The sequence below is a fragment of the Phyllobacterium lublinensis genome, from assembly GCF_020164435.1.
In the GTDB taxonomy this organism is placed as follows: Bacteria; Pseudomonadota; Alphaproteobacteria; order Rhizobiales; family Rhizobiaceae; genus Phyllobacterium; species Phyllobacterium lublinensis.
The window spans coordinates 40,618-53,689 of the sequence record NZ_JAIUDQ010000003.1 but is presented as its reverse complement, the minus strand read 5'-3'; the positions used below and the strand labels follow the sequence as shown (position 1 = coordinate 53,689).

The 13,072-nt window shown below is 59.1% G+C and carries 14 protein-coding genes; 8 read left to right on the top strand and 6 right to left on the bottom strand.

The window, feature by feature from the left end:
* Position 1: 1 nt before the first annotated feature.
* A complete protein-coding gene (locus K9U38_RS04925) occupies positions 2-1,222 on the bottom strand; it encodes an FAD-binding protein (RefSeq protein WP_370631840.1) in 1,221 nt (406 codons plus the stop codon).
* Positions 1,216-2,712, bottom strand: coding sequence for an FAD-linked oxidase C-terminal domain-containing protein (locus K9U38_RS04920; protein WP_224493237.1), 1,497 nt, complete (start codon positions 2,710-2,712; stop codon positions 1,216-1,218). Before K9U38_RS04920 ends, K9U38_RS04925 begins: the two co-directional genes overlap by 7 nt.
* Positions 2,713-2,848: 136 nt before the next feature.
* Between K9U38_RS04920 and K9U38_RS04915 the strand changes: the two genes are divergently transcribed.
* Positions 2,849-3,748 carry a LysR family transcriptional regulator gene (locus K9U38_RS04915; protein ID WP_224493236.1) on the top strand — a complete coding sequence of 300 codons (900 nt, stop codon included), beginning with the start codon at positions 2,849-2,851 and terminating at the stop codon, positions 3,746-3,748.
* On the opposite strand, the gene K9U38_RS04910 is transcribed toward K9U38_RS04915, so the two are convergent.
* A complete protein-coding gene (locus K9U38_RS04910) occupies positions 3,749-5,059 on the bottom strand; it encodes a DUF3422 family protein (protein WP_370631839.1) in 1,311 nt (436 codons plus the stop codon). It abuts the gene before it with no gap.
* A gap of 195 nt (positions 5,060-5,254) precedes the next feature.
* Between K9U38_RS04910 and K9U38_RS04905 the strand changes: the two genes are divergently transcribed.
* Complete coding sequence (locus K9U38_RS04905; protein ID WP_224493235.1) at positions 5,255-6,031, top strand: FCD domain-containing protein; 777 nt, start codon at positions 5,255-5,257, stop codon at positions 6,029-6,031.
* Positions 6,028-6,765, top strand: a complete 738-nt coding sequence (locus tag K9U38_RS04900) for a metallophosphoesterase family protein (RefSeq protein ID WP_224493234.1) — start codon at positions 6,028-6,030, stop codon at positions 6,763-6,765. Before K9U38_RS04905 ends, K9U38_RS04900 begins: the two co-directional genes overlap by 4 nt.
* Positions 6,766-6,774: 9 nt before the next feature.
* On the opposite strand, the gene K9U38_RS04895 is transcribed toward K9U38_RS04900, so the two are convergent.
* Together K9U38_RS04895 and K9U38_RS04890 are read right to left on the bottom strand one after the other, a co-directional pair.
* A complete protein-coding gene (locus K9U38_RS04895) occupies positions 6,775-6,915 on the bottom strand; it encodes a hypothetical protein (protein ID WP_166648288.1) in 141 nt (46 codons plus the stop codon).
* Positions 6,916-7,115: 200 nt separating this feature from the next.
* Positions 7,116-7,814, bottom strand: a complete 699-nt coding sequence (locus K9U38_RS04890; protein WP_224493233.1) for a type 1 glutamine amidotransferase — start codon at positions 7,812-7,814, stop codon at positions 7,116-7,118.
* A gap of 70 nt (positions 7,815-7,884) precedes the next feature.
* Between K9U38_RS04890 and K9U38_RS04885 the strand changes: the two genes are divergently transcribed.
* Positions 7,885-8,493, top strand: a complete 609-nt coding sequence (locus K9U38_RS04885) for a hypothetical protein (RefSeq protein ID WP_224493232.1) — start codon at positions 7,885-7,887, stop codon at positions 8,491-8,493.
* Position 8,494: 1 nt separating this feature from the next.
* Here K9U38_RS04885 and K9U38_RS04880 read toward each other — a convergent pair whose 3' ends face one another.
* Complete coding sequence (locus K9U38_RS04880) at positions 8,495-9,394, bottom strand: DMT family transporter (RefSeq protein WP_224493231.1); 900 nt, start codon at positions 9,392-9,394, stop codon at positions 8,495-8,497.
* Between the two features lie 132 nt (positions 9,395-9,526).
* Between K9U38_RS04880 and K9U38_RS04875 the strand changes: the two genes are divergently transcribed.
* The 4 genes from K9U38_RS04875 (at position 9,527) to K9U38_RS04860 (ending at position 13,000) form a co-directional block, all read left to right on the top strand.
* The gene (locus tag K9U38_RS04875; protein WP_224493230.1) at positions 9,527-9,964 is read left to right on the top strand and encodes an Lrp/AsnC family transcriptional regulator; all 438 of its coding nucleotides are present in this window, start codon (positions 9,527-9,529) and stop codon (positions 9,962-9,964) included.
* Positions 9,965-9,984: 20 nt separating this feature from the next.
* Positions 9,985-10,719, top strand: coding sequence for a 16S rRNA (uracil(1498)-N(3))-methyltransferase (locus tag K9U38_RS04870; protein WP_224493229.1), 735 nt, complete (start codon positions 9,985-9,987; stop codon positions 10,717-10,719).
* 104 nt (positions 10,720-10,823) lie between these two features.
* Positions 10,824-12,197 carry a glutamate--cysteine ligase gene (locus K9U38_RS04865; protein WP_224493228.1) on the top strand — a complete coding sequence of 458 codons (1,374 nt, stop codon included), beginning with the start codon at positions 10,824-10,826 and terminating at the stop codon, positions 12,195-12,197.
* A 59-nt stretch (positions 12,198-12,256) separates the two neighbouring features.
* A complete protein-coding gene (locus K9U38_RS04860) occupies positions 12,257-13,000 on the top strand; it encodes an SDR family oxidoreductase (RefSeq protein ID WP_224493227.1) in 744 nt (247 codons plus the stop codon).
* Positions 13,001-13,072 lie beyond the last annotated feature (72 nt).

The following is a 13,072-nucleotide window of genomic DNA, read 5'->3' as shown; positions in this document are numbered from 1 at the left end:
GCTATACTCCTGCGACCATGCGGCCCGGGTTCAAAATTCCGCCAGGATCGAATTGTTGTTTCAGACGCTTCGACAGGGCGGCGAGCGGTGCCGGTTGCGGCTCAAATACAGACAAGCTGGCCCGCACGCTTGCTGGAGCGCGAACCAGCGTGGCGTGGCCGCCGCCGTACTTGCGGATCAACGCACGGACGGCCTCTGCCTCCGGATCCCCCTCCATGCGCAGCCAGACGAGACCGCCCTGCCAGTCGTAAAACGCATCCACGGCCGCGCCCATGCGCAAGGAGGCCACCAGCTTGTAGGCTTCCATCGGCACCATGGACACGCGCCAAACCGGTCGATCGGTAGCATCAGCAAACGGAATGACGTCACGCACCTCGCGCCATAACCTGCGCGACACCTCAAGTGGAAGGGCATCGATCGCCCCGGCGGCTGCAAGCAGGTTTTTCAGCATGCTGGCACGATCAGCCACTGATGGCGCGAAGCCTTCGAGACGCAGCAGGGTAGAGGCCTCCCCGTTCAATGCTCCGTCAATGACGCGGCTGGCAACGTTGCCCGGCAGATGTGCGGCGGAGGCCACCTCGCCACTAGATCCCATGGCAATAGCCATGGCACGCGCCGCCTCGTCGTCTGCGAGCCCGCGAATGACCAGCGTGGTCTCCGTTTCAGGCGCCGGAAGAACCTTGAAGGTGATTTCAGTGGTGATCCCGAGCGTCCCCCAGGAATTTGCCATACCCTTCGACAGATCATAGCCGGTCACATTCTTGACCACCCGTCCGCCCGACTTGAACAGTTCGCCTCGACCCGAGACGACCCGCACCCCAAGTACGTGGTCGCGGGCCGAGCCCGCCTTGAGACGGCGCGGACCGCAAAGATTGGTGGACAGCAAACCGCCAAGACTGCCTTGCCCGGCAGCGAGGCCGAGAAGCGGGCCATAATCCATCGGCTCGAATTGGAATGCCTGGCCATTTTCGGCAAGAAGCGTCTCCAGCTCTGCGATGGAGGTACCGGCCTTGGCGCTGAGGACGAGTTCGTCCGGCTCGTAGAGCGTGATGCCCGTATAGGCGGACAAGGCAATCGTATGTTCGGTCTGCAAGGGGCGGCCAAGATCGCGCTTTGAGCCATATCCAATGATTTCAACGGGAGCCTCCTCTGCGAGAGCCCACTGCACGGCCTCGACGATCTCCTGTTCCGTATTGGGGGTAAGAACCGTCACGCTCAAAATCTCGGTACATCAGGAAACGGCACCTGCCCGGCGTGCACGTGCATGCGGCCAAGCTCGGCGCAGCGATGCAACTGCGGGAACACTTTGCCCGGATTAAGCAGGTGTTTGTCATCGAAGGCACATTTGACGCGGATCTGTTGATTGAGATCGACCTCGTTGAACATTTCCGGCATCAGGTCCCGCTTTTCCACCCCAACGCCGTGTTCTCCGGTCAAGACACCGCCAACCCTGACGCAGAGCCGCAGGATGTCGGCGCCAAAACTCTCGGCCTTGTGCAACTGTTCCGGTATGTTGGCGTCGTAAAGAATGAGGGGGTGGAGATTGCCGTCGCCGGCATGAAAGACGTTCGCGACACGAAGCCCGTATTTGTCGGACAGTTCGCGCATGCCAGCCAGCACTTTCGGCAATTCCTTGCGAGGGATCGTCCCGTCCATACATAGATAATCGGGTGAAATACGTCCTACGGCCGGGAATGCCGCCTTGCGGCCCGCCCAGAACACCAACCGCTCTTCTTCGCTTTGCGAGACGACGCAGGTTGTAGCACCATTCCTTCGACCTATGGCCTCAACCACACTGATCAGATGGTCGACTTCGACCACTGGTCCGTCGAGTTCGACGATCAACAGCGCCTCAACGTCGAGAGGGTATCCCGCATGCACGAAATCCTCGGCCGCATGGATGGCTGGCCGGTCCATCATTTCCATGCCGCCCGGAATGATGCCAGCCGCAATGACGTCGGCAACGCATTGACCGGCTTCCTCACTCGTCGGAAATCCGATCATCAGCGCGCGGGCCGTTGCCGGTTTCTGCAGGATTCGAACGGTTACTTCAGTTACCACCCCGAGCAGACCTTCCGAGCCGGTCATCAGGCCAAGGAGATCATAACCGTCGGTATCGAGATGCTTGCCACCGAGCCGCACCACTTCACCCGTGATGAGAACCATTTCCAGACCGAGCACGTTGTTGGCGGTCAAGCCATACTTCAAGCAGTGCACACCGCCCGAGTTCTCCGCCACATTACCACCGATAGAACAGGCGATCTGGGAAGATGGGTCGGGCGCGTAATAGAACCCCTCATGTTCGACGGCCTTGGTAATTCCAAGGTTCGTGACGCCTGGCTGAACGACAGCGGCGCGGTTTGGGTAATCGATCTCGAGAATCCTGTTGAAGCGGGACATGACCAGGAGGACCGCATCCTCGAGCGGCAGCGCACCGCCCGACAAGGACGTTCCTGAGCCGCGGGGCACCACCTTCACATTGTTCTCATGGCAATATTTCAGCACGCGCGAGACCTGCTGCACGGTTTGTGGCAGCACCACGACCAGCGGCAGTTGCCGGTACGCGGTCAAGGCGTCGGTTTCAAAGGCGCGCATTTCATTGACAACGTCGACGACACCCTCACCCGGCACAATCGCGCGTAGTGCGGCAACAATGTCCGAACGCCGCGACATTGTCGCTGCATCCGCTTCAGGCATCATCAACCCAGACATGAAAACTCCCGACTCGCCTGCTCACCAAACTGGTAAAATATCTTTACCTCTCGCTGTCCGATTTTGTAAAGATGCGCCAAACTCACGTTAGCATTTGCGCTTGACCTTATCATCTCCTGACAGAAAGAGTGCGGGCATGAGTGAATTCAACGATATGGAAATCTTTGCGCGCGTGGTCTCTGCTGGAAGCATGTCGGCTGCGGGTCGGGAGCTCGGCCTGTCGCCTGCCGTCGTTTCCAAGCGGTTGCGGCGGCTGGAGGAGCGTCTGGGCACGCGGCTGATGCAGCGCACGACGAGGCAGATTGCACTGACGGAGACAGGCCAAGGATATTATGAGCGCGTGCTGGCCATCCTGTCAGGGGTGGAGGAGGCCGAGGCGTTTGTATCGCGCCGCTCCGAACAGGCGCATGGTATGCTGAAGGTAGCCGTGCCGACCACCTTTGGGCGCATGCATATTGCTCCCCATCTCGAGCCATTCATGCGCGCCAATCCCGATCTGGCGGTCAATCTGGTCCTCGCCGACGAGTTCGTCGACATCGTCGGTGAGGGCTACGACCTTGCGATCCGGATCGCTGAACTATCCGATTCCAGTCTCGTTGCGCGCAAGCTGGCGCCGGTAGAGCGATTCCTTGTCGCTGCGCCACGCTACGTTGCAGAACACGGACTGCCGCAATCATTTTCTGATCTCGAGAACCATGTCTGTCTCGCCGCTCACAACGGTGACCCGTGGCGCCTGATTGGGCCATTCGGTGCCGTAACATGGCGTCCGGCAGGGCCGCTCCTTACGAACTCCAGCGAAGTCGTGCGTGAAGCGGTCCTTGGCGGCCTTGGCATCGCGTTACGCTCCACCTGGGACATCGGACCGGAGCTGGCGAACGGTCTTCTGGTGCGTGTGCTTGAAGATTATGCTGCTTCTCGCAACATCGCGATCTATGCGGTCTACCCTTCGCGCCAGTTCCTGCCTGCGAAAGTCCGGCTGTTCATCGATTATCTGGCGGGGCTATACGGGCCTGTGGCTCCCTGGGATCGAAAATGATCAATCCTCCGCATGTGATTTGCGGATGGCCTTGACCACATACCACATCGCCAGAATCGCAATGGGCACGAAGATGGCAGTCAGCACTGACGCGTGCAGTTCGGGAATATAGGTTTCTGCGCCACGCGCCAGATAATAGAACAGACCGACGACGTAATAGGAGATCGCTGCTACCGACAGGCCCTCGACGGTCCGTTGCAACCGCAGTTGCAATTGGGCACGTTTGTTCATCGAGGTGAGCAGGTCCCGGTTCTGGCGCTCGAGTTCGACGTCCACGGAGGTGCGCAGCAAGGTCGCGGCCCGGGAAAGCTTTTCAGACAGGCTCTCCTGCCGTCCGCTCACCGAACGGCAGGTTCGCATCGCCGGTGCCATGCGGCGCTGGATGAAAGCGCCCCAGGTTTCGTAGCCGGTCACAGGCTCTTCCTGCAACGCTGCCAGCCGTTCCAGAACAATGCCATTGTACGCGCGACTTGCCCCGAAGCGATAAAGGCTGGAGGCGGCGTCAGCCTCAAGTTCAGCGGCCAATGACGTCAACTCGTCGAGCAGCTTGTGACTGTCCGACGTGGAGTCCCGCATCTCATTGGTGAGCCCGGCAAGCCTGTCTTCGATACGACGGATGCGCGGCGACAGCGAATGTGCCAGCGGAAGGCCCAGCATGGCGAGCGTGCGATAGGTTTCGATTTCAATGACCCTCTGCGACAGTGCGCCAGCGCGGGCCGGAGACAGGCCATTGTCGAGAATCAGGATGCGGGTCATCCCATCGCGATCCTGCCGGAAATCGGTGACGATCGAGGCCAGCCCGTTTTCGACATCACTATAGCAAAGGCTTGCGGGGTCGAATTCGGAAATCAATGCCTGGGCATTTCGATCCTTCTTGATGATTTCCAACCGGACACCGTCGATCACCGTCCCGGGAGGATTGAACCCATGGCCAAAGGGATGTTGGGCCACACTGCCGTCGCGCGGCATGGGCCCCTCCCAAAGATAGGTCGAAAACTCCGTATGCCGCTCCCACCGGAGCGTTCCATTGCCCCAGGGCATGATGTGGTGGCGGGCATCACGAGCCGGCGGCGCTATGCCAATGCTCCGGCTGAGTTCGGCCAACACGGCGTGGTCGACTGTCGATCCGCCTTCCGTCATGAAGGCAAGCTGGATCAGCAGGCGCGGCGTATCCACAAGCGGATAAGGCCGCGCGTGCACCTCGCCGAGTGCAACGGCACGTTCTGCATGTGCTGGAAATCCCATGACGCCGCCTGGGCTTGATGCGACACTCGCGAGCGGCGGTGTTGCCTGTTTCAATCTTTTCCCCATCATCCCTGACCGGTCTCGTCCTGATCGGTTGCTGTCACGGGATCGTGAACGGATCAGGCCGAGCTTTCAACAGTTTCCATCTGCGAAGGCTGCGGCAAATAAGACCATAAAGGCGACCGAAACTGGATCAATTAATTGACCAGTTTCCCGCTTTGTCGGTACGGTATGAGCCATGCCATTGCTGCGGACCCATTCATGACCAGACCCATTTTCGCCCGCGTCCCGTCTTCGCGCACTGCCGACGACATCATCGGCCAAATCGAAATGCTCATTCTTGAAGGCGTGCTGCGGGTCGGCGATCGCCTCCCCGGCGAACGTGAACTTTCGGTCCAGTTCGACGTATCGCGCCCAATCCTGCGCAGTGCGCTCAAGGCGCTGGAAGGCAAAGGCCTGCTCATCACACGGCATGGCGGTGGAACATTTGTGGCCGACGTGATCGGCGAGGTGTTTTCCAAGCCGATGATGGACCTGATCTCCAGCCACAGGCGGGCGGCGGCGGACTATCTCGAATATCGCCGCGAAGTCGAAAGCATCGCCGCCGACTATGCGGCCCGGCGGGCGACCGATGATGACCGGCTTCTGCTGCGCCACATCATGACGGCCATGGAGCAAGCGTACCAGACCGATGATTTCGAGCGGGAAGCCGAGCTCGATGTCGAATTGCACAATGCCATCGGCGAGTGTGCACACAACATCATCCTGTTGCATACATTGCGCTCCTGCTACCGGTTGCTTGCGGATGACGTGTTTTACAATCGTAGCGTGATCTATCGTTTTCCTGGCGCGCGGGTGAAGCTGCTTGATCAGCATCGCGCGATATTCGACGCAATCATGGCTTCGGACCCCGCGGGTGCCCGCATTGCCGTGAGCGAACACATCGACTTCATCGCGCAGGCACAGAGCGATGCGACCCGCGACCGGGCGCGCCAGGACATATCTCGCCTGCGGCGTAATCAGCGAGAGCCAGAATGAGGACAATCGAATTCAGACACGCACGCGGCCCGGACAGATTACGGGTCTACGCCATTGGTGACGTGCATGGGCGTCTGGACCTGTTGCAGGCAATGCATCGCCGCATCCTTGCCGAAAACGAAAAATCTCCACCTTTTGACTGGGTAGTGGTTCATCTCGGTGACTATATTGACCGTGGCCCCGATTCAAAGGGTGTCCTCGACCTCTTGGTCAATCTGCAGCGAAAGACACACCGCATGCTGGCGCTTGCGGGAAACCACGACGTCGGATTGCTCGAATTTCTTGAAACGGGCGATGCGTATGGACTGTTTGCGCGTAATGGCGGGCGGCAAACTGCATTGTCCTATGGTGTCAGCATTGAGTTCAACGACCCGGATTCAGTGGCAGCGGGACGCAAGGCGCTTGCCGAGGCGATGCCGCCGTCGCATGTCCAATTTCTACGCGGACTTCCGCGATCGATCGTGTTCGGCGATTTCTTCTTCTGCCACGCGGGCATACGCCCCGGCGTCGATCTCAACGATCAGGATCCCGACGATCTGATCTGGATAAGGTGGGAGTTCCTGGACAATCCGCGCCTGCATTCCAAGGTCATCGTTCATGGTCATACGCCGGTCGGCGATGTCGAGAAGCGGCCAAACCGCATCAATCTCGATACCGGCGCCTATGCGAGCGGAAGGCTCAGCGCCATAGCGATCGACTTTGATCAGAAGGTTTTTCTGGAAGCGGTCGTGTGAGCGCCTGCTTCAGCGAGAAGCGGTGCTGATCCCGTACCCATCACTGGAAACCGTGTGTCCACCGGCGTCGACCGAGAACAATCCCACGCCCATGAAGAGAATGGCGGAGAGCATTACGGCGGTCAAAAGAGCAGCACTCTTGGTGGTCATTGCGGGTGTTTCCATCACTTGTCTTGAACCTGGCTTGATGCCAGTTAACCAGTGAGGCCACTACAGGATGCAATGCTTACCAACTAGTGAATGAAAGACACGCTCAACACAAATCCACGACCCGATTCCGATTCAGTATTCGCGTGTTGCAGAGTTGCAACTGAACTGCATATGCCTGTCAGACCAGATGGATGAATCCCTTAGATCAACGCGACCCAGGCGCGTGCCAATGCCAGGCCGGCCGCGTCGGCAGCGGCGCCGCTGCGGCCGGCGTGTGTCTCGTAATTCTTCAACCAATCTCCATGATTTTCCGCAATCTGGTCACCGAAAGCCTCCTTCCACTGCTCGACGAGCTTGGTGTCAGCCTCAAAGTGAAACTGGATACCGTAGACGGCACGACCGATGCGGAACGCCTGGTTGGCGGTCATGGAACTCGACGCAAGGTGCGTTGCCCCCTCCGGCAACGAGAACGTATCGCTATGCCAGTGAAAGATCGGGAAACGATCGGGAACGGTGGAGAATACTGGATCGGCTGCGACCAGATCTGAACGCAGGACGTCGTGCCAGCCAAATTCCGTTGGCCGGCCAATGATGTTTTGCGCACCATATCCCCGCGCAACCAACTGGCTGCCGAGACAAATCCCGAGAACGGCCTTGTCGACGCTGCCGAAATTCCTGATCAGCCGTGCCAGCGCGGGAAGATAAGGGTAATCCCCATCGGCAAGCGCATTCTGATCGCCGCCGAGCACGACCAAGGCGTCGTGACCTGCATGATCGGCAGGCAAGGCCTCTCCAAGATAGGCCTTGCGCAGGTCGATATCCGCTTCCGCTTCCTCCAGCGCGCGGCCGACCTGGCCCAACCCGGTATCCCGGTAATTCTGAACGACGAGAACGCGCATGAAGCCTGCCTGATATCGCTTTGATCCAGGTTCCCGGATAGCATGGGGTATAACGAGTCGGAAGTGTCAAATGCCCCTGCAAAACCGTGTCACACCATTTGGCGAGATCGTCGCGGTGCCACAGCGCGGCGCGATGATGGGAAATCGGGGCATCATCCACGATCCCTCGACCCGCACCCTGCTGAAGAGACGCTGGACAATCAAGGCCTGGATCATCTGCGTTTGCGAGTTCAAAGGCGTACGACGCGAGGTCATGGCGCGTCAAAGCTGGACCGAATTGTTCTTCTTCGACGAAGCAACCGCGCTCGCGGCCGGCCATCGGCCATGCTTCTATTGCCAGCACCAGCGGGCCAAGGCATTCCAGGCTGCCTGGGCGGATGGTAACATGACGCCTTCCCCGTCCGCCCCTGCAATGGATACGATCCTCCATGCTGAAAGGCTCGATGCCAAGGGCGGCAAGAGACGCCACGGGATCGGGGGATCCTATGCCCGTTTGCCCGATGGTGCGATGATCGCGGCCGGCGACAATGCCTATGTGATCAAGGGCGGCAAACCATATTTGTGGTCGTGGAATGGCTACGGGCCTTCAGCGCCCAAGCTGGACGGCGTCGAGCTGCTGACACCGCCTTCGACCGTTTCGGCACTGCGGGCCGGCTATCACCCGCAGATAGGCCCATAGATCAGACCGGGATGTTCACTTGCCGCGGCCTGCGGAACGTCCAGCCAAGGCTGGTGCCGGCGGCGGCGATCAGGATGGCCGCCGACCCCACCAATTGGCTTGGCTGCAATGCATGGCCGAACGCTATATAGTCCACAAGGATGGCAGCGATCGGATAGATGAACGAAAGCGATCCGGTGATATGGGTCGGCAACTTCTGGATCGCGCTGTACAGCAAGATGTACATGAGGCCAGTATGGACCACGCCGATCGTGACGATGCTCGCCCACTGCCCCGCACTCTGCGGAAGGGAAGTGAAATCGGCCAAAGGCGCCAGCATGATGATGCCGACACAGACCTGAATAAGGGCGATGAGATGTGGCGGCGTGCCTTTCAGCCGTTTGGCGACGATGGATGCAATAGCGTAAAGGAAGGCGGCACCAAGCGACAATGCAATGCCTGCCATATAGTCTGAACCGGTGTAGGCACCGCCCGGTTTGGCCTGCACGATCAACAGCATGCCCACAAAGGCAAACCCCAGCCAGAAAAGTTTGGTCGCCGTGAGCCTTTCCTTGAAGATCAGTGCCCCCAGGCCAACCAGCATGAACGGCTGCACATTGTAGACAGTCGTGGCAATGGCGATCGACGCGCGGGGATAGGCGGCAAAAAGCAGAACCCAATTCAACACGATCGCGATGCCGCCGACGACAGCAAGACCGAACAGCCGGAGCGAGATCACGTCCGGTCGCAGCAGGCCCAGGGCTGCGCAGACGGCAAGGAGCGTAGCCGCGCCAATGGCACAGCGCCAGAACACAACCGACAGGACCGGCTGACCGGACATCAGCACAAACCAGCCAATCGTCCCCGAGATGATCATGGCGGCAGTCATTTCCAGACTACCTTTGAACACATCCTTTTCCATGTCGGCGCTCCTTTGATAAGTCACTTGAGACTATGCCGCCGACGTGTGATTTGATATATACTCGGTTAGGTGAAGTTGGCTCTTGACCTTTATAATGCAGGCGAACAACGCGTATAACCTAACAGGCATGTCATGCTCGACGAACTTGACCGAACGATCCTGGAAATTCTGATAGACGATGCCCGGATCTCTTTGAAGGAACTCAGCCAGAAGGTTGGGCTGTCCTCTCCGAGTGTATCCGAGCGATTGCGCCGCCTGGAAGAACGGAAGGTCATTCGCTCTTTCACCGTCGACATCGATCCGGTCGCCCTTGGTTACAGCCTCACCGCCATCGTGCGCGTTCGCCCCCTGCCCGGAATGCTCCACATCGTCGAAAAGCTCATCAAGGAGACGCCGGAAATTACCGAATGCGACAAGGTAACTGGAGACGATTGCTTCATCGGCAAGCTGCAGTTCCGGACCATGGAACAGCTCGATACGATTCTCGACCGGCTGGCCGAAAAGGGAGAGACGAACACGTCGATCGTCAAATCATCGCCCGTCAAACGCCGTCTTCCCCCGCTCTCCTGAACATTCGTTTCGGAAAAATCATGCGCGCAAACTACAAAATGCAGAGACTCTACGTCACCGCCGATCTCATCGCCGGAAAGCGTGCCGAAACTCCTCCCGAAGCCATCAACTATCTCGCCAATGTGCTGAGGATGAAGGATGGCGACGAGATTCTTGCGTTCAATGGACGCGACGGCGAATGGCGCGGGGCACTTCGCTTCGAAAGCAGGAAAAAGCTGTTCCTGGAACCCCTGGAACGCACCCGTGACCAGCCAGCCGCGCCTGATCTCATCTATTGCTTTGCGCCGCTGAAACAGGGCCGGCTCGACTATCTGGTACAGAAGGCTGTGGAGATGGGCGCCGGTGTCTTGCAGCCGGTCATTACCCAGCACACACAGGTCGCAAGGATCGGCATCGAACGTATCGAAGCCAACGCGATCGAGGCGGCTGAACAGTGCGGCGTGCTGGCGATCCCGCTCACACGCGAGCCGGTAAAGCTGGAGAAACTGCTCGAAGAATGGGACGGGCAGCGGCGTCTGATCTTTTGCGACGAGGGGCATGATTCACACAACCCTCTTCCGCTGCTGCAATCTCTGCCGCGTGGGCCACTCGGCGTCCTCATCGGTCCCGAAGGCGGCTTTTCGGATCAGGAGCGCCAAACCTTGCACAAACTGCCCTTTGTCACGGCGATTCCGCTCGGCCAGCGCATTTTGCGCGCCGATACTGCCGCGGTGGCGGCACTCGCCCTGATTCAGGCGACAATTGGCGATTGGTGAGATACAAATTCTCTTGATAGGAGCATCAGCGAAATTCGCTTGCGCTCTCTTGCGAAAAACGCCAATCACGCGCAACCATCTCATCTTATCGGAAAGCACCATACATGGCGCGGGACACGACAGACGAAACACCGATATCCGGTTCCGAAGAACTGGCAGCCTATCTTGCGCAAGGATCCAAGCCGGAATCTGCCTGGCGCATCGGCACCGAGCACGAAAAGTTCCCGTTCTACACTGAAGACAACAGCCCTGTCCCCTATGATGGTCCGCGCGGCATTCGTGCGATCCTTGAAGGCATGCAGTCCAAGCTCGGCTGGGAACCGATCGTCGACGAAGGCAATATTATCGGCCTCGTTGAACCGACCGGCCAGGGGGCAATCTCGCTTGAGCCTGGCGGGCAGTTCGAACTTTCGGGCGCACCGCTCCTTTCCATTCACCAGACTTGCCGCGAATCCAACGCCCATCTGGCCCAGGTTCGCGAAATCGCCGAACCGCTCGGCATCCGGTTTCTCGGCCTCGGAGGCAGCCCCAAATGGACGTTGGCCGAAACGCCCCGGATGCCCAAGTCCCGCTACAACATCATGTCCAACTACATGCCGAAGGTCGGCAAGGACGGACTGAACATGATGTACCGAACCTGTACCATTCAGGTAAATCTCGATTTCTCGTCCGAAACCGACATGCGCCGCAAGATGCAGGTCTCGGTCAAGCTCCAGTCCATTGCAACAGCGCTCTTTGCCATGTCGCCCTTCACCGAAGGCAGGCCGAACGGGCTGCTGTCGTGGCGCTCCAACATATGGCGCGATACCGACAACAATCGCTCGGGCGTATTGCCATTCATCTTCAACGAAAACTTCGGATTTGCCGACTATGTCGAGTGGGCACTTGATGTGCCGATGTACTTCGTCATGCGCCATGGCCGTTACTACGACTGCACGCATGTGACGTTCCGCCAATTCATGAACGGTGCACTGAAGGACACGGTCCCTGAAGGCGAGCCCAATATGGGCGATTGGGCCAATCATCTCTCGACGCTGTTTCCAGAAGTGCGGCTGAAGCGTTTCCTTGAAATGCGTGGCGCCGATGGAGGTCCGTGGCGGCGCATCTGCGCGCTTCCGGCGTTCTGGGTCGGCCTGCTCTATGATGCGGAGGCATTGAACGCGGCAGAAGCCCTGACGCGTGACTGGACCTATCCCGAAGTCCAGGCCCTGCGTGATGAGGTTCCTGCGAAGGGCCTGCAGGCGACGTTCCGCAATCGTACGGCACACGATATTGCAAGGGACGTGCTGGCGATAGCGCGGCTCGGGCTGAAGAATCGTGCGCGGCTGAACAGCGAAGGCTTTGACGAAACACATTACCTTGCCTCGTTGGACGAGGTTGTGGCGCGCGGCACTACCTCCGCAGAGCAAATGCTGTCCCAGTACAATACCGCCTGGGGTGCGTCGGTCGAGCCAGCCTTTCTCGAATATGCATACTAGACGGTAACCGCATAGGCAGGATCAACAGCGCTGAAACCGGCAAGACGAAAGGCCCTTCCATGACCAAGACCATTTTGATCACGGGCGCCAGCCGCGGAATCGGCCGTGCGGCAGCCATTATTGCCGGCCGGAAAGGCTGGTCCGTCGGGGTCAACTATGTTGGCAACAAGCTTGCTGCCGATGAAGTCGTTGATGCCATCGGTGCAGCAGGCGGCAGGGCCAAGGCCATACAGGGCAATGTCGCCATTGAAGCGGATGTCATATCGATGTTCGACCAGGTGGCCGAGCTTGGCAAGCTGGACGGGGTCGTGGTCAATGCCGGCATTGTTGCTCCCGCTTCGCCTCTGATCGATATGGATATCGAACGCATGCGCAGCATCTTCGACATCAATATCCTCGGTGCCTATCTCTGCGCGCGCGAGGGTGTCCGTCGCCTCGCCCGGTCCCGTGGCGGCAAGGGCGGGTCAATCGTCCTCCTCTCATCGGCCGCAGCACGGCTCGGCGGTCCAAATGAATACGTCGACTATGCCGGATCGAAAGGGGCAATGGACACGCTGACCATCGGCCTTTCCAAGGAGGTCGGTTCCGAAGGCATCCGCGTCAACGCCATTCGCCCCGGCCTGATCGAAACAGACATCCATGCGAGCGGCGGCCAGCCGGACCGGGCCCAGCGGCTAGGCGTAACTGCGCCGCTCGGGCGGCCAGGTACGGCGGATGAGGTTGGAGAATCGATCGTGTGGCTCCTCAGCGACGCGTCGTCCTACGTCACGGGTGCTTGCCTCGACGTGACCGGCGGGCGCTGAAACTCCTCTCGATCCGAAAATTTGACTCCCGTCCATGGCCATATGTGTTATGCGGAGCCCTGATCATTAAAG

Coding starts and splice junctions, on each gene's coding strand:
- K9U38_RS04920 (WP_224493237.1), bottom strand. CDS start 2,712: ATGTCTGGGTTGATGATGCCTGAAGCGGATGCAGCGACAATGTCGCGG.
- K9U38_RS04915 (WP_224493236.1), top strand. CDS start 2,849: ATGAGTGAATTCAACGATATGGAAATCTTTGCGCGCGTGGTCTCTGCT.
- K9U38_RS04910 (WP_370631839.1), bottom strand. CDS start 5,059: ATGGGGAAAAGATTGAAACAGGCAACACCGCCGCTCGCGAGTGTCGCA.
- K9U38_RS04905 (WP_224493235.1), top strand. CDS start 5,255: ATGACCAGACCCATTTTCGCCCGCGTCCCGTCTTCGCGCACTGCCGAC.
- K9U38_RS04900 (WP_224493234.1), top strand. CDS start 6,028: ATGAGGACAATCGAATTCAGACACGCACGCGGCCCGGACAGATTACGG.
- K9U38_RS04895 (WP_166648288.1), bottom strand. CDS start 6,915: ATGACCACCAAGAGTGCTGCTCTTTTGACCGCCGTAATGCTCTCCGCC.
- K9U38_RS04890 (WP_224493233.1), bottom strand. CDS start 7,814: ATGCGCGTTCTCGTCGTTCAGAATTACCGGGATACCGGGTTGGGCCAG.
- K9U38_RS04885 (WP_224493232.1), top strand. CDS start 7,885: ATGCCCCTGCAAAACCGTGTCACACCATTTGGCGAGATCGTCGCGGTG.
- K9U38_RS04880 (WP_224493231.1), bottom strand. CDS start 9,394: ATGGAAAAGGATGTGTTCAAAGGTAGTCTGGAAATGACTGCCGCCATG.
- K9U38_RS04875 (WP_224493230.1), top strand. CDS start 9,527: ATGCTCGACGAACTTGACCGAACGATCCTGGAAATTCTGATAGACGAT.
- K9U38_RS04870 (WP_224493229.1), top strand. CDS start 9,985: ATGCGCGCAAACTACAAAATGCAGAGACTCTACGTCACCGCCGATCTC.
- K9U38_RS04865 (WP_224493228.1), top strand. CDS start 10,824: ATGGCGCGGGACACGACAGACGAAACACCGATATCCGGTTCCGAAGAA.
- K9U38_RS04860 (WP_224493227.1), top strand. CDS start 12,257: ATGACCAAGACCATTTTGATCACGGGCGCCAGCCGCGGAATCGGCCGT.